Origin of the sequence: Sanguibacter sp. Leaf3 (genome assembly GCF_001425965.1) — a bacterium.
In the GTDB taxonomy this organism is placed as follows: Bacteria; Actinomycetota; Actinomycetes; order Actinomycetales; family Cellulomonadaceae; genus Sanguibacter; species Sanguibacter inulinus.
Window position 1 is genome coordinate 799,920 of record NZ_LMRH01000001.1, and the last position, 17,897, is coordinate 817,816.

Below are 17,897 nucleotides of genomic sequence, written 5' to 3' on the forward strand. Positions count from 1 at the left end.
CTTGGCACGCACCCGTGAGCGGGGCTGGCCCCCGGCCCCGGATGCGTTGCCGTACCCGGTGGTCGACAACCACACGCACCTCGACTCGATCGGTCACGTCCTCGGGCCCGACGACGAGGTGCCGAGCGTCGACAGGCTGATCGCCGAGGCTGCCGCGGTCGGTGTCACCCGGATGGTCCAGGTCGGTTGCGACGTCCCGGCGGTCCGGTGGACCGACGCCCTGGTCCGCGATCGCCCCGAGCTGCTCGGGGCGATCGCGATCCACCCCAACGAGGCCCCGCTCCACGCAGGGGTGCGTGAGCGTGGTCCCGACGGTCTCGAGGCCACGGTCCGCGACCACCACGCGATGCCCCTCGACGACGCGATCTCCCTCGTCGCCGACCTCGCGCGTGGCAACGACCGCATCCGGGCGATCGGCGAGACAGGCCTCGACCTCTTCCGCACCGGGGACGCCGGCCGCGCTGCGCAGCGGGACTCCTTCAGGGCGCACGTGGCCCTGGCCAAAGAGCTCGGGCTCGCCCTGCAGATCCACGACCGTGACGCTCATGCCGAGGTGCTCGAGGTCCTGCTGGCCGACGGTGCGCCGGAGCGCACGGTGTTCCACTGCTATTCGGGCGACGCCGAGATGGCCCGCACCTGCGTCGAGCAGGGCTGGTACCTGTCCTTCGCGGGGCCGGTGACCTTCCGGCCCAACGACGGTCTGCGTGACGCCCTCCGCGAGGTCCCGCTCTCCCAGGTGCTCGTCGAGACCGATGCGCCCTACCTCACACCGCACCCGTTCCGGGGGCGTCCGAACGCCCCGTACCTCGTCCCTGTGACGATGGCGACCATCGCAGCCGTCAAGGACGTCTCGCTCGAGGACGCGTGCCGCGGCGTGGCTGCGACCTCGGAGGACGTCTACGGGACGTGGTGAGCGTGGCCGTCGACCGCCGCGCCGCAGTCGTGCAGGGCCTGTAGAGGAGGGGCGAACGCGAGATTCCACCCGTGTGCGCCCGCCCGGCGTGGACTACCGTGGGGTCGATCCCCTCCAGACCGTGCTGCTGCTCTGCGGCCGCACCCGCCCGACCGAAGGACACCCCGCCCCGTGACCTCGACCCACCAGTCGACCTCCAGCACAGCCCGTCGCAGCCGCCGCCCAGCCCGGCTCCTCGCGCAGGCGCTGATCTTGGCGACTGTCGTCGGAGGCACCACGGCGTTCACCACGCTCCACAAGACGGTGACTGTCGAGGTCGACGGGGTCGCGCACGAGGTGGCGGGCTTCTCCCGGACCGTGGACGACGTCCTCGCGAGCGACTCGCTCGACGTCGACCCCCAGGACCAGGTCTTCCCCTCCCCGGAGAGCACCGTGAACGACGGCGACCTCATCGTCGTGCGGACCGTCCGGGACGTGCAGGTCGAGATCGACGGCACGGTCCAGACGATCCAGTCGTCGGCGCGCACCGTCGGCGAGGTCCTCGACGAGCTCGGAGACCGTGCCGCGGGAGCTGACGTCTCGGCCTCTCGCAGCGCGGAGGTCGGGCGCGAGCCCCTCGTCATCACCACCCCCAAGACCGTGACCCTCGCGGTCGACGGCCAGCAGCTGCCGATCTCCTCGACCGAGGGCACTGTCCGCGAGCTCCTTCTCACGGCCGGGGTCGTCCTCGACAGCGACGACACCGTCACGCTCGACCCGCCGCCCGTCTCTGTCGCAGCGGCCGCCTCGACGGCCGAGGCCACGGCTGCCGCTCTCGACGCGGCCACGGTCGACGGCATGGTCGTGACGATCGGCCGCGCCGCGACGGACACCTCGTCCACCCAGGAGGTGCTGCCGTACGCGACCCAGGAGGTCGAGGACGCGACGCTCCCCGTCGGGAAGACGAAGGTCACCCAGAAGGGGGTCCTCGGGCAGGCGCTGACCACCTACGCGGTGACCGTGGTCGACGGGGTCGAGACCGGCCGTGAGGTCGTCGCCCGCAGGGTCACGGTCGAGCCGCAGGACGAGATCGTCGCCGTCGGCACGCTCGAGCTGCCCGACCCGTCGCTCGTGGTCGTCGACCCGGACTCCGCGCGGGCGATCGCGCAGACCATGGTTGCCGAGCGCGGGTGGGGCTCCGAGCAGTTCGCGTGCCTCGACTCGCTGTGGCAGAAGGAGAGCGGCTGGAAGGTCACCTCCGACAACCCGTCCAGCAGCGCGTACGGCATCCCGCAGGCGCTCCCGGGTTCGAAGATGTCGAGCGCCGGCGCAGACTGGCAGACCAACGCCGCGACCCAGATCACCTGGGGCCTGGGGTACATCAGCGACAGGTACGGCACGCCGTGCGCCGCCTGGTCGCACTCGAAGGCCAAGAACTTCTACTGATCCCACGCTCCGCTCTGAGCGGACAGCCCTCGCTCGCCGTTCGCGGCAGGCGGGGGCTTCGTCGCTCCCGGGGTCGTGGCTGGTCAGGGCGCGTCAGGGGGCTCCTGGGCGTCTGCACGAGGCGTCGCGCCTCGTCGTGCGACACCCCGTGAGGCTCGTCATCTTTCACCCGCTGGGCACCCGGGTCGTCCCGTTCTGAGCGTTTTCCTGAGCCGGCACCGTGACCCGTACCTCTTGGCGGATGATCACGGATCGGTTACGGTCGATCGTTGCCACGGTGCGCGCCACCCGGTCGACGCCTCACCACCGAGCCCCACAGGGAACGGTGCAGCGGGGTCGGTCTGGGTCAGGTCGGCCGTGCGACAGCTGTCCGGACCGCGCCAGGGGGCGCTCGGCGACCGGACAGGATCGATCGCCGGATCAGGACAGTCGGACAGCCCGCGAGGGCGGCGGTGCAACTCCGCAGCCGACTCTTGTGCCCGGACCGCTCCACGTCTGGATCTCCGTGAAAAATCTTCTCCACGTCTTCTCCGGCCGCGCTCACCAGCGCGGACCCGCGAAGCCCGGCGAGTCCACCGATCTCGCCGGCGCCGGTCTCTCCGACACCACCCCGCTCTCCGAGGGTGCTGCACCCTCGACCGCGCGCCGCTCACGCCGCACGCTCCCGCTCGTCGTCGGAGGCGTCGCCGTCGCGGTCCTCGCGACAGGCACGGCCGTCTACGCCAACGCCCACAAGACCGTGATGCTCGACATCGACGGCCAGGTCCAGGAGGTCTCGACCTTCTCCGGCTCCGTCGAGGGCGTCCTCGCCGAGAACGACGTCACCGTCGGCCCCGACGACCTCGTCGCCCCGGCTGCTGCCTCCTCGCTGACCGACGGCGCCGACGTCGTCGTGCGCTACTCGCGCGAGATCACGCTGCAGACGAACGGCAACGCCACCACCATCAAGACAACGGCTGTCGACGCCGACGAGCTGCTCTCGGCCTACGCCGACCGCGGCGCGGACGTCAGCCTCGTCGCCTCCCGCTCGCAGGGCGACGGACGCACCGACCTCGGTCTGCGCCTCTCGCTCGAAGGACCCGTCCAGGTCCAGGTCGACGGCACCACGACGCAGGTCGAGGACGGCACCGCGGGTGTCGACACGATCCTCGAGGAGCAGGGTGTCGAGCTCGGCGAGCTCGACCGTCTGAGCGTCGAGCAGCGTCCGACCCCGGAGGCCCTTGAGGCCCAGGAACAGGCTGCGGCACGGGCGGCGACAGCCGAGCCCGCCGCAGCCGCTGCTGTCGACGCCACGGCGTCTGAGGCTGCACCGGCCGAGGGCACAGCGACGACGGAGCCCGAGGATGCCGCCACCACGGCCCCGGCGAACCCGGACGTCATCACCGACCCCCGGGCCGACGACACGCAGGTGACCATCGTGGTCCAGCGCGTCGCGGTGACCGAGGAGACGGCGACGGCTCCTGTCCCCTTCGAGACCGTCACCGAAGAAGACCCGACGCGTTACGCCGACCTCGACGTCGTGACCAAGGTCGAGGGTGTCGAGGGTCTGTGGACCGCGGTCTCCTCGGTCACCACGGTCGACGGTGTCGAGGAGTCCCGCGAGCTCGTCTCGGACGAGCTGACGACGGCTCCAGTCACCAAGGTCCTCGTCCAGGGGACCAAGGAGCGTCCGAAGGTCGTCGCCCCGAAGCCGACGGTGCGCTCGACCCCGGCCCCGTCGACCGACGGCGGCAGCACTCCCGAGGCTGCTCCGGCCCCGGCAGCCCCTGTCGTGACAGGTGACGTGTGGGGCCAGCTCGCGCAGTGCGAGTCTGGCGGCAACCCGTCCGTCGTCTCGAGCAACGGGCTGTACCACGGGCTCTACCAGTTCTCGGTCGGGACCTGGCAGTCGCTCGGCGGCACCGGCCTCCCGTCGCAGGCGAGCCCCGCGGAGCAGACGCGTCTCGCGCAGGCCCTCCAGGCACGCTCCGGCTGGGGCCAGTGGCCGCACTGCTCGTCCAAGCTCGGCCTCCGCTGAGCCTCGGATGACGCACCAGGTGGGCAAGACCCTCTAGGCTCTTGCTCATGAACGCTCCGTCGAACGCCCTGCTCGGTCCGGTACAGATCCGCGACCTGGCAGGGCGTCTCGGCGTCCGGCCCACGAAGACCCTCGGTCAGAACTTCGTGCACGACGCCGGCACCGTCCGCAAGATCGTCAGGTCCGCAGGCCTCGAGCCCGGTCAGCACGTCGTCGAGGTCGGGCCGGGTCTGGGGTCGTTGACCTTCGGCCTGCTCGAGGCCGGCATGACGGTCGTCGCGGTCGAGATCGACCCGGTCCTCGCCGAGCAGCTGCCCCAGACCCTCGCCGACAGGGCACCCGAGTGGTCCGACAGGCTGACCGTGGTGCTCCAGGACGCCCTGACGGTCACAGAGCTCCCCGGACCGGCTCCCACGGCCCTGGTGGCCAACCTGCCCTACAACGTCGCCGTACCGGTCCTCCTGACCTTCCTGGAGCGCTTCGACTCCCTCGACCGCGTGCTCGTGATGGTCCAGGCGGAGGTCGCCGACAGGCTCGCCGCACCTCCGGGCAACCGGACCTACGGGATCCCGTCGGTCAAGGCCGCGTGGTACGCGACGGCGCGGCGCACCTCGACGATCGGCCGCAACGTGTTCTGGCCCGTCCCGAACGTCGACTCCGCCCTCGTCCTCCTCGAGCGCAGGGCACACCCGGAGACCCGGGCGACCCGCGAGCGCGTCTTCGAGGTGGTCGACGCGGCCTTCGCCCAGCGCCGCAAGATGCTCCGTGGTGCGCTCGCCGAGCTCGCAGGCTCCGCCGCGGCCGCGGCGCAGGCCCTCGAGGCTGCCGGGGTCGACCCGACCACGCGCGGCGAGCAGCTGACCGTCGACGACTTCGCACGGATCGCCGAGGCCCTCGACGACCAGGCTGGGACTGCGCCGGACGAGACCACCGGGACCGCGCCGGACGAGACCGCCGGGACCGCGCAGGACGAGCCCGACGCGACCGAGCAGGACGGGACCGTCACGGCTGAGCGAGGCTCGACGTCACCGGCCGGGACGACGCCCCTCGTCCGACCTGGCACAGCACGACCGTGACACGGACGACCAGGCTGAGCAGCGTGCGGGTGCACGAGCGTTCTGTCACTGCGCGTGCACCGGGCAAGGTCAACCTGTCGCTCCACGTGGGGCCCCGTGAGGCCGACGGCTACCACCCTCTCGTCACGGTCTTCCAGGCTGTCTCCCTCGTCGAGGAGGTCACCGCGACGACGGCTGCGGGCTTCTCGCTCGAGGTCTCGGGTCCGGGGGCCGAGCACGTGCCGCTCGACGGCTCCAACCTCGCGCTGCGGGCGGCTCGTGCCCTCGCCGAGCACACAGGCGTGAAGCTCGGCGCGCGCCTGGCGATCACCAAGGGCATCCCGGTGGCCGGCGGCATGGCGGGCGGGTCGGCGGACGCCGCGGCGACGCTCGTGGCCCTCGACGCCCTGTGGGGCACGGCGCTGACCCGTCCCGAGCTCCTGAGCCTGGCTGCCGGGCTCGGCGCCGACGTCCCGTTCTGCCTCCAGGGGCACACCGCCGTCGGGACGGGGCGCGGGGACGTCCTGACCCCAGCCATGGCCCAGGGGGAGTTCCACTGGGCCTTCGCGCTGCGCGCCGACGGGCTCTCGACGCCTGAGGTGTTCCGGCGCTTCGACGACGACGCGCGGACCGCCGACCTCCCCGAGGACGCCGACACTGCGCTCATGGCCGCGCTGCGGGCCGGGGACGCCGAGCGTCTCGGTGCGGCGCTCTCGAACGACCTCCAGCCCGCCGCGCTCATGCTCGCCCCGGACCTCGTGGGGACGATGGACGTGGCGCGTGCCGCCGGAGCCCTCGGCGTCGTCGTGTCGGGGTCGGGGCCCACGATCGCCGCGCTCGCGCGGTCCTCGGCTCACGCCGAGGCCCTGGCGGACGCCTTCGTCGCCTCGGGGGCGTGCGCCTCCTCGGTCTGCGCCTCAGGGCCTGTGCCCGGAGCCCGCGTCGTCCAGGAGAGCCTGGGCTGAGTCTCGCTCCTGGGCGAGGAGTGTCTCCTCCTCGGCCAGCCAGCGACGTCGCCGGTGGTACGAGACCCACACGGGCACGAGCGCGGCGACCCACGCGAGCGGCGCCGCGAGGCAGACCCCCACGAAGCCCACGTGCGAGGCGAGGACGAGGGCTGCGACGACTCGGGTGACGAGCTCCATCACGCCCGCCACGGTCGGCACGAGCGAGCGGCCCATGCCCTGCAGGGTGTTGCGGAGCACGAAGAGCAGCCCGAGCGCGACGTAGAGCGACCCGTTGACGACGAGGAAGGTCTGCGCGAGCTCGACGACGTGCTCTTCGCCGGGGCCGACGAACAGCCGGATGAGGTGCCGCCCGAAGAGGACGTTGACCAGCCCGATCGCCAGGGCGAAGCCGACAGACATGAGGCAGGTCTGGAAGACCCCGGTCCGGATGCGGCCGTAGGCCCGGGCGCCGTAGTTCTGCGCCGTGAAGGTGGCCATCGCGAGGCCGAAGGAGGCGAGCGGCGCCATCGCCAGACCGTCGACCTTCTGCGCGGCCGTGTAGGCGCCCACAGACTCGGCGCCGAGCCCGTTGAGGGCGTACTGGAGCACGATGGTCCCGATCGCGATGATCGACGACTGGAAGGCCATCGGCAGCCCGATGCGCAGCTGGGTCGCCAGCTCTGCCCGGGTCACCCTCCAGTCCTCCCGGCTGAGGTGGAGGGTCGGCATCTTCTTCTGCACGAGCCACAGGCACAGCAGGACCGAGACGAGCTGAGAGGTGATGGTCGCCAGGGCGGCGCCGTCGACCCCCATGCCGAGCCCGGCGATGAAGGCGATGACGAGCACCACGTTGAGCACGCAGGAGATCGCGAGGAAGACGAGCGGCGTCCGGCTGTCCCCGAGCGCCCGGATGGTGCTCGAGAGGAAGTTGAAGAACATGGTCGCGGCGATGCCCCAGAACGAGACGACGATGAACAGGTAGGCGTCGTCGATGATCTCGGGCGGTGTCCGCATGAGCTCGAGCAGCGGGCGGGCGACGGGCACGGCGACAGCCGTGAGCAGGACGGCGAAGCCACCGGTGAGCAGCGTGCCGGCCGCGACGGCCCGGCGGACCGCTGCGGGGTCGCCCGCACCGAAGGCCTGGGCCGTCGGGATCGCGAAGCCGGCGGTCAGACCCCAGGCGAAGCCGAGCAGCAGGAAGGCGATCCCGCCTGTCGAGCCGACCGCGGCGAGGGCGTCGATCCCGAGGATCCGGCCGACGACGAAGGCGTCGGCGAAGCCGTACATCTGCTGGAACACGTTGCCGATGAGCAGGGGGAGGGTGAAGAGCAGGATGATCTTGGCAGGGGGACCTGTCGTGAGGTTCTTTGTCATGTGACGGCTTCAGCAGTGGGCGGACGAGGGCCTGACGTCGTCGCGAGGCTGGGTCGCGTGCGCAGCAGCGGGGGCAGCTGAGGGACACGGACGGAGCCGGGCTGGTCAGGGGTGGGGCACGTCGGTTGTGCCTCGGTCTACGAGCCTAGGGGGATGCGCGGCCCGATGTCGAATCGATTCGAGAAAAATCTCGGATCGATTCGACGGGGAGGCTGGCTCGAGTCTTCCTACCGGTCGACCACGCCGGCCTCAGGAGACCGCAGCCACCACCACAGGGTCGGCGCAGCCGCAGGCGAAGCCGGCGATCCTGGCGTCGATGTCGCGCTGGAGCAGGATCTTGCCCACCCGCTCGGCGAGCGGCGCGAGCCATCGGGGGCGGCACACGAAGCTGTAGCGCCAGACGGCCCGGGTGCTGGTGGGGTCGCCGTCGACCGGGGAGAACCTCCAGCCGCCGGCCAGGCGCTCGAAGAACCACGAGCCTCGGATCATCTTCATGCCCACGTTCGTCGGCGGCGAGTACGAGACGTACTCGCTCACCATCCGCAGACCGAGCCTGTGGACCGTGAGCGTCCGGACGCCCTTCGCCGGGACCTGGGCGCCGTCGAGGAGCTGCTGGCGGCGGATGAAAGGGTCCCAGCGCAACCGGGTCTCCCCGGTGGTCTGCGACACGGCGAAGGCCGTCGCGGGCGGGACGGGCACGATGATCGAGGACTCGACTGTGGGCACCGGCCCAGCCTGGCACGCCCGCGGGCGCACGGCTCGCTGCCGTGCGTCCGCGGGGGAGAGGTCCCCACCCGACGACGGAGGTCGCTCCCGGGAGCCCTGCTTCGTGAGAGCCGGCTCAGCCAGCCTGCTCGGCGAGCTCCATCCAGCGCATCTCCAGCTCGGTGACCTCGCTCTGGAAGGCGCGGAGCTTCTCGTTGAGCTCCCCGAGCCCCGTGAAGTCGCTCGAGTCGTGGGTGGCCATCGACGCGTGGACCGCGGCGATCTGGTCGGTCAGCTTGGTGAGCTTGCGCTCGACAGCACCGAGCTCCTTCTTCGCGGCGCGCGCCTCGGCGCTCGACGGTGCGCTCTGCCCGCCGCCCTGCGAGCTGGTCGGGGTCGAGGGCCGACTGGTCGAAGCACGGCCGGCCATGATCTGCAGGTACTGGTCCACGCCGCCGGGCACGTGCTGGAGCCCGCCGTCGAGGATCGCGTACTGCTGGTCGGTCACGCGCTCGAGCAGGTAGCGGTCGTGCGAGACGACGAGCAGCGTGCCGGGCCAGGAGTCGAGGAGGTCTTCCATCGCGGCCAGCATGTCCGTGTCGAGGTCGTTCGACGGCTCGTCGAGGATCAGGACGTTGGGCTCGTCGAGCAGGATCAGCAGCAGCTGGAGACGGCGACGCTGACCACCCGAGAGGTCCTTGACAGGGGTGGCGAGCTGCACAGCCGTGAAGCCGAGCCGCTCGAGCAGCTGGCCCGGGGTCATCTCCTTGCCGCCCGCGACGTAGGAGGTGCGGTACCGGGCGATCACGTCGCTCACCCGATTGTCTGCGATGTCCTCGAGCTCGGCGAGCTGCTGCGTCAGGGTGGCGACCTTGACGGTCTTGCCACGCTTGACGCGACCTGAGGACGGCTGGAGGTCCCCGGTGACCAGGGAGAGCAGCGTCGACTTGCCCGCGCCGTTCATGCCGAGGATCCCGGTGCGCTCGCCGGGCCCGATGAGCCAGGTGATGTCCTTGAGCACCTGCTTGTCGCCGTAGCTCACCGAGACGTCGATGAGGTCGACGACGTCCTTGCCGAGGCGGGACGTGGCCATCTGCGCGAGCTCGACCGAGTTGCGCACGGGCGGCTCGTTCGCGATGAGCTCGTTGGCGGCCTCGATGCGGAACTTCGGCTTCGAGGTGCGGGCCGGGGCGCCGCGGCGCAGCCACGCGAGCTCTTTGCGCATGAGGTTCTGGCGCTTGGCCTCGGTCGCGGCCGACATCCTGTCGCGCTCGACGCGCTGCAGGATGTACGCCGCGTAGCCGCCCTCGAAGGGCTCGACGATCCCGTCGTGCACCTCCCAGGTGGCCGTGCAGACCTCGTCGAGGAACCAGCGGTCGTGGGTCACGACCAGCAGACCGCCCGCGGAGGCTGACCAGCGGGTGCGCAGGTGCCCGGCGAGCCAGGTGATCGCCTCGACGTCGAGGTGGTTGGTGGGCTCGTCGAGGAACAGCAGGTCGTCGTCACCGACGAGCAGCGCTGCCAGGGCGACACGGCGGCGCTGGCCTCCGCTGAGCTCGCCCACGAGGCCGTCCCAGGGCAGGTCGGTGACCAGCCCGGCGATGACGTCGCGGACCTTCGGGTCCCCGGCCCACTCGTGCTCGGGCGTCGAGCCGACGATCGAGTCGGCGACGGTCTTGGTGGGGTCGAGGGTGTCGCCCTGGTCGAGGACCCCGACGCGGGTGCCGTTCCGCACGGTGACACGTCCACCGGAGGGCTCGAGGCGCCCGGAGAGCATCGCGAGCAGGGACGACTTGCCGTCACCGTTGCGTCCGACGATCCCGACGCGGTCGCCCTCGTTCACGCCGACTGTCACGGAGCCGAAGACGGTCTTGGTGGGGAAGGAGAGGTGGAGGGATTCGCCCCCGAGTAGATGAGCCACCCGGCAAGGGTACGCGGGCGGGAAGAGCCAGCCGGACTCAGACGGCGGTGACCTCGGGGTCCTGCGGTGCAGGCGCCACGGGTGCCCGGCGTGCCTTCCGGGTCGACCGCACGTAGTGGATGACCGTGGGGACCAGGGTGAGCGCGACGGCCCCGAGGATCACGAGGTCGATGTACTTCTCGGCGAACTCGGCCACCCACGGGATGCCTCCGAGCAGGAAGCCGAGCATGGTCAGCCCGATGCCCCAGACGACGGCCCCGACGAGGTTGTACAGCGAGTAGCGGCGGTAGCTCATGTGCGCGACGCCCGCGGCGACAGGGGCGAAGGTCCGCACCACCGGGATGAAGCGGGCGAGGATCACGGCCAGGGCGCCGAAGCGCTCGAAGAACGCGTTGGTCCGGGCGACGTTCTCGGTGCTGAACAGCCCGGAGTCCTTGCGCTCGAACACCCGTGGGCCGAGCCTGTGGCCGATGAGGTACCCCACCTCCCCGCCGAGGAAGGCCGCGAGACCGATGGCCAGGCACACCCACCAGATGTTCACGGGGATGACCCCGGTGTGCGTCAGCAGCCCTGCGAAGAACAGCAGGGTGTCCCCGGGGAGCAGGAACCCGACGAGCAGGCCGGTCTCGGCGAAGATGATGAGGCAGACCCCGACGAGGGCCCAGGGCCCCATGCTCGGGATGATCGTGGCGGGGTCGAGCCAGGGGATGAGGGCGGCGTGCATGGTGGTCCTGGTCTCTCGCGGTGGTTCAGCCGAGGGTGTCGAACTGGGCGACGAGCCGTCGCAGCAGATCGGTGATGGCGGGTTCGTCCGCCGGATCGAGGACCGTGAGGACCTCGTGCTCGACGGCCAGCAGGTCGCTGAACGCCGCGTCGACCCGGGCGAGCCCGTCCGCCGTGAGGCGGACGAGCACCCCGCGCCTGTCGTCGGGTGAGGGCTCCCGCTCGACCAGCCCGCGCGAGGCGAGCCTGTCGATGCGGTTGGTCATGGTGCCGCTGGTGACCATCGTCTGCGTGACCAGGGCCCCGGGGGAGAGGACGTGAGGCTCACCGGTCCGGCGCAGGGCGGCCAGCACGTCGAACTCCCACGGCTCGAGCTCGTTGCGGGCGAAGGCCCCGCGGCGAGCCAGGTCGAGGTGCCTGTCGAGCCGCGAGACGCGCGACAGGACCGCGAGCGGGGACACGTCGAGGTCGGGTCGCACGCGGCCCCAGGCCGCGATGATGCGGTCCACCTCGTCCTCGCGGACCTCGTCTGAGCTCATCCTCTGACATTACTTGACGTCAAGAGTCTTGACGGCTGTCTCGTGCGTCACGCTGCACGCAGCGCGTCCTTGAGCTTGATGCGTGCGCCGGAGCGCAGCACGGCGTTGGAGTAGATGCGACCGGCGAGCCAGACGAGCAGCGGGACCAGGGCGATGTTGACCGCCATGACCACGGCGACCTGCCACATCTCGACACCGCCGACGGCGACCCGGGTGGGCATGATGAGCGGCGACGTGAACGGCAGGTACGAGAGCCACACGACGACCGGGCTGTCGGGGGCGAAGGGTGCCACCGAGACGCTGACGATGTACGGGATCATCATGAGCATGAGGATCGGCGTGGTGACCGTGCCGACGTCCTCCTGGCGCGAGACCAGCGCTGCGGCCGCCGCGAAGAGCAGCGCATACATGGTGAAGCCGATGAGGAACCACGCGATCGTCCACAGCACGGTGGCGCCGAGGTTCAGGTCCATGCCGTCGAGCAGGCCGAAGCCCGCAGCGCTCCCGGCGGCCGCCGCGACCAGCACGACCACCTGACCCAGACCGATGACGCCGATGCCGAGCACCTTGCCGGCCATGAGCTGCCAGGGGCGGACCGTGGCGAGCAGCAGCTCGACGACGCGGCTGGACTTCTCCTCGACGACACCCTGCGCGATCATCGCCCCGCAGAGCTGGAGGCTGATGAACATGAGGATGCCCACGAGGTAGGCCGAGATGATCTGGGACGGGTCGATCTCGCGCGGGGGCTCGATCGCCTCGACGTCGACGCTCGCCTGCGCGACCGCGCGGCTCACGTCGGAGGGGTCGCCCCCGAGGGAGGTCACCTGCTCGGCCAGCACGGTCTGCTGGGCGATCACCGTGAGCACCGAGCTGAGGTCGGTGTCGAGGGTCGACTTCGTGATGACCTTCACGGTGCCGCCCTCGGCCGAGAGCACGACGGCGTCGAGGTCGCCGTCGAGCACCTGGGTGCGGCCCTCCTCCTCGGTCACGGTGGTGACCTCGGCCGTGGTGCCGAATCCCGAGGCCGTCTCGGTGACCGACTCCGCCAGCGCGGCGGTCTCCTGGGTGACGCCCACGGCGAGGGTGCTCTCTCCGCCGCGCAGCGTCTGGGCGAGGAAGGCCCCGCCGACGATCAGCACGACGAGGACGACGGTGGTCCACAGGAAGGCCTTCGAGCCGGCGCGCTGCTTGATCTCACGGCTCGCGACGAGCCTGACGGCCGACCAGGGGCTCAGGGGTGCGGTCGTGGTGCTCATGCTGCTCGTCCCTTGCTCAGGAAGGACCGCTTGGTCTTCGTGGGGGTGTCGGTGCTGGGGGTGTCCTCCGAGGGTGCCTCGGCGCTCACGACGTCGCGGAAGAGGTCGGTGAGGCTCGCGCGCTGCGGCGCGAACTCGCGGACCGTGCCCGTCGCGAGAGCCGCCTGCAGGACCGCCTGCTCGGCGTCGGGCTCGCGGCCCACCTCGACGACGGTCCGGGAGCCTGTCGTGCTGACCACCCGCGCACCCGGCAGGGTGTCAGCCCAGCCTGGTGCCGCACCGGGTGCGTCGACCAGCCAGCGGGGTGCGGCGTGCGAGCGGAGCTCGTCGACGGTCCCGCACGCGACCATGCGCCCTGCCCGGATGATGCCGACCCTGTCGCAGAGGTGCTCGACCAGCTCGAGCTGGTGGGAGGAGAAGACGACGGGCGCGCCCTGGTCGGCCTTCTCGCGCAGGACACCGCTCATCACGTCGACAGCGACGGGGTCCAGACCGGAGAACGGCTCGTCGAGGACGAGGATCTCCGGGTCGTGGACGAGCGCGGCGGCCAGCTGGACGCGCTGCTGGTTGCCGAGGGAGAGGGTCTGGACGTCGGAGTCGCGCCGTGCGGCGACACCGAGCTTCTCGGTCCAGTGCTCCATCGCCGCGCGGGCGTCCGAGGCGCTCATGCCGTGCAGGCGCGCCAGGTAGACGAGCTGGTCGGCGACCTTCATCTTGGGGTAGAGGCCACGCTCCTCGGGCATGTAGCCCACGGTCCGGCGTGCGGCCACGTCGAGGGGAGCGCCGTCCCAGCGCACCTCGCCGGAGTCGGCGGCGAGCACCCCGAGGGCGATCCGCATGGTCGTCGACTTCCCGGCGCCGTTCGAGCCGACGAAGCCGAAGATCTCGCCGGAGGCGACCGAGAAGGACATGGAGTCGAGCGCACGCAGCGGGCCGTAGGACTTGGAGAGGTTGTCGATCTCCAGCATGGGCATGGTCGTTCCCTCGCAGGTGTGTCGGGTTGCACAGACGTCTCCCAGGTTAGGGGAGCAGAGGGTGCCCGGCACCACTGCAATTCTGCCTAGTCAGGCGCTTCGCGGCTTTTGGGAGCGTATCGGGCGCAGAAGTAGCCGATCGGACGACCGAGGGCTGGACGTCTGTCGTCCGAAGGGACGAGGGGCGTGCGCCCTCGGGCTCCCGGCTCCCGGCTCCCGGCTCGATCCCAGGGATCCGGCACCTGCGCCCCGTAGCCCTGGTGCCCGCGCCCTGCGCAGGTGGAGCGTGCAGCCGAGGAGCCGGGAGCGTGGGGGCGATGAGCGCCTCGGCTCAGGCGCTCGTCGGTCTCGGGGTGGTCTGGGCTGCGGCTGGGCGCACGGCCCCCGGCAGGCTCACGGTCGACGAGGTGTGCGGCGCGCCCCCGATCCCCGGCGTCTGCGCGATGCTCGACGTGTCGGTCATCGACGGGCGGCGCTCCAGCCCGCTGAGCCCGTTCCAGGCGAGGTTCACCAGGTGCGCGGCGACCTCGTGCTTGCTCGGGTTCCGGGCGTCGAGCCAGTGCTGGCCCGTCAGGGCGACCATGCCCACGAGCATCTGGGCGTAGATCGGCGCGACGGCAGGGTCGAGGTCACGCCGCCGGAACTGCTCGGCGAGCAGGTGCTCCACCTGGGTCGCGACGTCACCGATGAGGCTCGAGAAGGTCCCCGTCGCCTGCGCGACGGGGGAGTCCCGGACCAGCACGCGGAACCCGTCCTCGGAGGACTCGATGTAGGTGAGCAGGGCGAGCGCCGTGCGCTCGAGGACCACCTTGGGGTGGCCGCCGGCCGTCAGGGCGCCGGTCAGCGCACCCGTGAGCCCCTGGATCTCCCGGTCGACGACGACGGCGTAGATGCCCTCCTTGCCCCCGAAGTGCTCGTAGACCACGGGCTTGGACACCTGCGCCCTCGCGGCGATCTCCTCGACGCTCGTCCCCTCGAAGCCCTTCTGCGCGAACAGGGCTCGGCTGACGTCGATGAGCTGTTCTCGGCGTTCCTTCGCCGTCATGCGCGGGCGGGGAGCACGTTTGTTGTCGGAGGCCACGTCACCATCATGCCGGACCTGCCCCTGCGGCCGGCGTTTGGTGCGCACGAAAATCCTGGCAGAATGAGGTCCGAGCGCCCGGGCAGCGCCTGCGTGCACGTGCGTCCCGGGTGGCCTGAGCTCCTTCCGCCTTGGTGTAATCGGCAGCACAAGGGTTTTTGGTGCCTTTAGTCCAGGTTCGAGTCCTGGGGGCGGAGCGGACGTCACGATCGGTGGCGTCGTCAGCAGACCCACCCGAGCACCTGGGAGTCCCTTCGTGACCACCGCTCAACCCGCGGCCGTCGTCGTCCTCGCAGCAGGCGAGGGGACGCGCATGAGATCTGCCACCCCCAAGGTCCTGCACACCCTCGCCGGCCGGAGCATGCTCGGGCACGCGCTCGCAGCCGCCCGTGGCCTCGACCCGCGGCGGGTCGCCGTCGTCGTCAGGCACGAGCGCGAGGCCGTCGCAGGCCACGCCCTCGAGATCGACCCCTCCGTCCTCGTCGTCGACCAGGACGACGTCCCCGGCACCGGCCGGGCCGTCCAGTGCGCCATGGGCGTCCTCGATGCCGCCGCGCACGCCGCGGCGGCGCACGACGGTGTCCCCGAGGGCAGCGAGGGCCGGGGCGTCGGCGACGGTGTCACCGGGGCCGTCGTGGTCATCGCGGGCGACGTCCCGATGCTCGACGCCGGGACTCTCGGCGAGCTGCTCGCCGCGCACCACGCCGACGGCAACGCCGTCACCGTCCTGACGACCGAGGTCGAGGACGCGACAGGCTACGGCCGCATCGTCCGCGACGCGTCGACCGGTGAGGTCCTCTCGATCGTCGAGCACCGCGACGCCACACCCGAGCAGCGCGAGATCCGCGAGATCAACTCCTCGATCTACGTCTTCGACGCCGCCGTGCTCCGCCACGGCCTCGGCAACCTCGACCGCGACAACTCGCAGGGCGAGGTCTACCTCACCGACGTGCTCGCGATCGCCCGCTCGCAGGGTGGCTCGGTCCGGGCCCTGCGCACCGACGACCCCTTCCTCGTCGAGGGTGTCAACGACCGCGTCCAGCTCGCGGTCCTGGGTGCCGAGATGAACCGCCGCATCCTCGCCGACTGGATGGCCTCGGGTGTCACGGTCGTCGACCCGGCGACCACCTGGGTCGACGTCGACGTCGAGCTCGAGCGCGACGTGACGATCCTCCCCGGCACCCAGCTCTACGGGGCGACCGTGGTCCGCGAGGGCGCGACGGTCGGCCCCGACACGACGCTCACGAGCACCGAGGTCGGCCAGCACGCGACGGTGTCGCGCACGCAGGCTGAGCTCGCGGTCATCGGCGACAACGCGAGCGTCGGCCCCTTCAGCTATCTGCGTCCGGGGACCGTCCTGGGCTCCGGCGGCAAGATCGGTGGCTTCGTCGAGACGAAGAACGCGACGATCGGCGACGGCTCCAAGGTCCCGCACCTGTCCTACGTGGGTGACGCGACCATCGGCGAGCACACGAACATCGGTGCGGCGACGATCTTCGTCAACTACGACGGGGTCACCAAGCACCGCTCGACCGTCGGGTCCTTCTCGAGGGTCGGTGCCGACAACCTCCTCGTGGCCCCCGTCCACATCGGCGACGGCACCTACACCGCGGCTGGCACCGTCGTCCGCAGCGACGTCCCCTCGGGGGCCCTGGCTGTGTCCGCAGGCCCGCAGCGCAACATCGAGGGCTGGGTCGAGCGCCGCCGCCCGGGCAGCGACGCGGCCCGCGCCGCCGAGCGGCTCCGTCGTGCTGACGACACAGCCTCGCAGGGCCTCGGAGCGCAGGCGCGCGCCGAGCTCGCCGACCACCAGGCGACGCTGCCCGTCCCGAGCCCTCCGACAGCCTCCACGAACCAGGCCGCGCCGCAGCCTGGAGCCGACGTCTCCACTGAAGGACACCGCAACTGATGACTGGCATCGTCTCCCCCGACGGCGAGAAGCGACTCGTCTTCGTCTCTGGTCGGGCTCACCCCGAGCTCGCCAAGGACGTCGCCCGTGAGCTCGGGACCGGTCTGGTCCCGACCACGGCCTACGACTTCGCGAACGGTGAGATCTACGTCCGCTTCGGCGAGAGCGTGCGCGGTGCGGACGTCTTCGTCCTGCAGTCGCACACGGCCCCGATCAACCAGTGGATCATGGAGCAGCTCATCATGGTCGACGCCCTCAAGCGGGCGTCCGCCAAGACGATCACCGTGGTGCAGCCCTTCTACGGCTACGCCCGCCAGGACAAGAAGCACCGCGGTCGCGAGCCGATCTCGGCCCGCCTCATGGCGGACCTGTTCAAGACGGCCGGTGCGGACCGCATCATGAGCGTCGACCTCCACAGCTCCCAGCTGCAGGGCTTCTTCAACGGACCCGTCGACCACCTCTGGGCGATGCCGCTGCTGACCGACTACGTGCGCACCCGCGTCGACCTCGCGAACGTCGCTGTCGTCTCGCCCGACGCCGGGCGCATCCGCGTGGCCGAGCAGTGGGCTGCCAAGCTGGGCGACGCCCCGCTGGCCTTCGTGCACAAGACGCGTGACATCACCAAGCCGAACCAGTCGGTCGCGAACCGCGTGGTCGGCGACGTCGAGGGTCGCACCTGCGTCCTTGTCGACGACCTCATCGACACCGGTGGCACGATCGCCTCGGCGGTCAAGGTGATCCTCGCCGCCGGCGCGAAGGACGTCATCATCGCGGCCACCCACGGCGTGCTCTCCGACCCTGCGGCGCAGCGTCTGAGCGAGTGCGGCGCCCGCGAGGTCGTCATCACCGACACCCTGCCGATCAGCGCAGACCGCACCTTCGACAAGCTCACCGTCCTGTCGATCGCCCCGCTGCTGGCCCGCGCCATCCGCGAGGTCTTCGACGACGGATCGGTCACGTCCCTCTTCGAGGGCAACGCCTGACAGGCCCTCCTCGACGCACGACCGACGCCCGGCCTCCCTCCTCCGAGGGGCGCCGGGCGTCGCGCGTGCTGCGGG

The 17,897-nt window shown here is 71.2% G+C and carries 15 protein-coding genes and 1 tRNA gene; 8 read left to right on the forward strand and 8 right to left on the reverse strand.

The genetic code is table 11. The features are described 5' to 3' along the window. The first annotated feature begins 1 nt into the window (after position 1). The 5 genes from ASG53_RS03425 to ASG53_RS03445 all read left to right on the forward strand — a co-directional run bounded on the left by ASG53_RS03425 (position 2) and on the right by ASG53_RS03445 (position 6,375). The gene (locus tag ASG53_RS03425; RefSeq protein WP_056128522.1) at positions 2 to 913 is read left to right on the forward strand and encodes a TatD family hydrolase; all 912 of its coding nucleotides are present in this window, start codon (positions 2 to 4) and stop codon (positions 911 to 913) included. Between the two features lie 171 nt (positions 914 to 1,084). After that, positions 1,085 to 2,338, forward strand: coding sequence for a G5 domain-containing protein (locus ASG53_RS03430; protein WP_056128533.1), 1,254 nt, complete (start codon positions 1,085 to 1,087; stop codon positions 2,336 to 2,338). A gap of 505 nt (positions 2,339 to 2,843) precedes the next feature. Next, a complete protein-coding gene (locus ASG53_RS03435) occupies positions 2,844 to 4,355 on the forward strand; it encodes a resuscitation-promoting factor (protein ID WP_162246129.1) in 1,512 nt (503 codons plus the stop codon). A 47-nt stretch (positions 4,356 to 4,402) separates the two neighbouring features. Further along, positions 4,403 to 5,431, forward strand: coding sequence for a 16S rRNA (adenine(1518)-N(6)/adenine(1519)-N(6))-dimethyltransferase RsmA (rsmA, locus tag ASG53_RS03440; protein WP_235533813.1), 1,029 nt, complete (start codon positions 4,403 to 4,405; stop codon positions 5,429 to 5,431). Continuing rightward, positions 5,428 to 6,375 (forward strand): 4-(cytidine 5'-diphospho)-2-C-methyl-D-erythritol kinase, encoded by a 948-nt coding sequence (locus ASG53_RS03445; RefSeq protein WP_235533814.1) that lies wholly within the window; start codon positions 5,428 to 5,430, stop codon positions 6,373 to 6,375. The genes rsmA and ASG53_RS03445 overlap by 4 nt, the downstream gene beginning before the upstream one ends. On the opposite strand, the gene ASG53_RS03450 is transcribed toward ASG53_RS03445, so the two are convergent. The 8 genes from ASG53_RS03450 to ASG53_RS03485 all read right to left on the reverse strand — a co-directional run bounded on the left by ASG53_RS03450 (position 6,328) and on the right by ASG53_RS03485 (position 14,894). Then, the gene (locus ASG53_RS03450) at positions 6,328 to 7,731 is read right to left on the reverse strand and encodes an MATE family efflux transporter (RefSeq protein WP_056128537.1); all 1,404 of its coding nucleotides are present in this window, start codon (positions 7,729 to 7,731) and stop codon (positions 6,328 to 6,330) included. The genes ASG53_RS03445 and ASG53_RS03450 overlap by 48 nt on opposite strands. 249 nt (positions 7,732 to 7,980) lie before the next feature. Next, a complete protein-coding gene (locus ASG53_RS03455) occupies positions 7,981 to 8,457 on the reverse strand; it encodes a type II toxin-antitoxin system RatA family toxin (RefSeq protein WP_056128539.1) in 477 nt (158 codons plus the stop codon). Positions 8,458 to 8,572: 115 nt separating this feature from the next. Continuing rightward, a complete protein-coding gene (locus tag ASG53_RS03460) occupies positions 8,573 to 10,357 on the reverse strand; it encodes an ABC-F family ATP-binding cassette domain-containing protein (protein ID WP_056128542.1) in 1,785 nt (594 codons plus the stop codon). 37 nt (positions 10,358 to 10,394) lie between these two features. Next, on the reverse strand, positions 10,395 to 11,081 hold the full coding sequence (locus tag ASG53_RS03465; protein WP_056128544.1) for a DedA family protein: 687 nt from the start codon (positions 11,079 to 11,081) through the stop codon (positions 10,395 to 10,397). Positions 11,082 to 11,106: 25 nt separating this feature from the next. Beyond that, positions 11,107 to 11,619: a MarR family winged helix-turn-helix transcriptional regulator gene (locus ASG53_RS03470; protein WP_056128548.1), complete on the reverse strand. Its 513-nt coding sequence runs from the start codon at positions 11,617 to 11,619 to the stop codon at positions 11,107 to 11,109. Positions 11,620 to 11,666: 47 nt separating this feature from the next. After that, complete coding sequence (locus ASG53_RS03475) at positions 11,667 to 12,875, reverse strand: ABC transporter permease (protein WP_056128551.1); 1,209 nt, start codon at positions 12,873 to 12,875, stop codon at positions 11,667 to 11,669. After that, complete coding sequence (locus ASG53_RS03480) at positions 12,872 to 13,849, reverse strand: ABC transporter ATP-binding protein (protein WP_056128554.1); 978 nt, start codon at positions 13,847 to 13,849, stop codon at positions 12,872 to 12,874. The genes ASG53_RS03475 and ASG53_RS03480 overlap by 4 nt, the downstream gene beginning before the upstream one ends. Positions 13,850 to 14,180: 331 nt before the next feature. After that, positions 14,181 to 14,894, reverse strand: coding sequence for a TetR/AcrR family transcriptional regulator (locus ASG53_RS03485; protein ID WP_442983371.1), 714 nt, complete (start codon positions 14,892 to 14,894; stop codon positions 14,181 to 14,183). Between the two features lie 161 nt (positions 14,895 to 15,055). Between ASG53_RS03485 and ASG53_RS03490 the strand changes: the two genes are divergently transcribed. The 3 genes from ASG53_RS03490 to ASG53_RS03500 all read left to right on the forward strand — a co-directional run bounded on the left by ASG53_RS03490 (position 15,056) and on the right by ASG53_RS03500 (position 17,822). Further along, a tRNA-Gln gene (locus tag ASG53_RS03490) sits at positions 15,056 to 15,127 on the forward strand. 59 nt (positions 15,128 to 15,186) lie between these two features. Further along, positions 15,187 to 16,839 (forward strand): bifunctional UDP-N-acetylglucosamine diphosphorylase/glucosamine-1-phosphate N-acetyltransferase GlmU, encoded by a 1,653-nt coding sequence (gene glmU, locus ASG53_RS03495; RefSeq protein ID WP_056128557.1) that lies wholly within the window; start codon positions 15,187 to 15,189, stop codon positions 16,837 to 16,839. Continuing rightward, complete coding sequence (locus ASG53_RS03500; RefSeq protein ID WP_056128560.1) at positions 16,839 to 17,822, forward strand: ribose-phosphate diphosphokinase; 984 nt, start codon at positions 16,839 to 16,841, stop codon at positions 17,820 to 17,822. The genes glmU and ASG53_RS03500 overlap by 1 nt, the downstream gene beginning before the upstream one ends. The last annotated feature ends 75 nt before the right edge of the window (positions 17,823 to 17,897 follow it).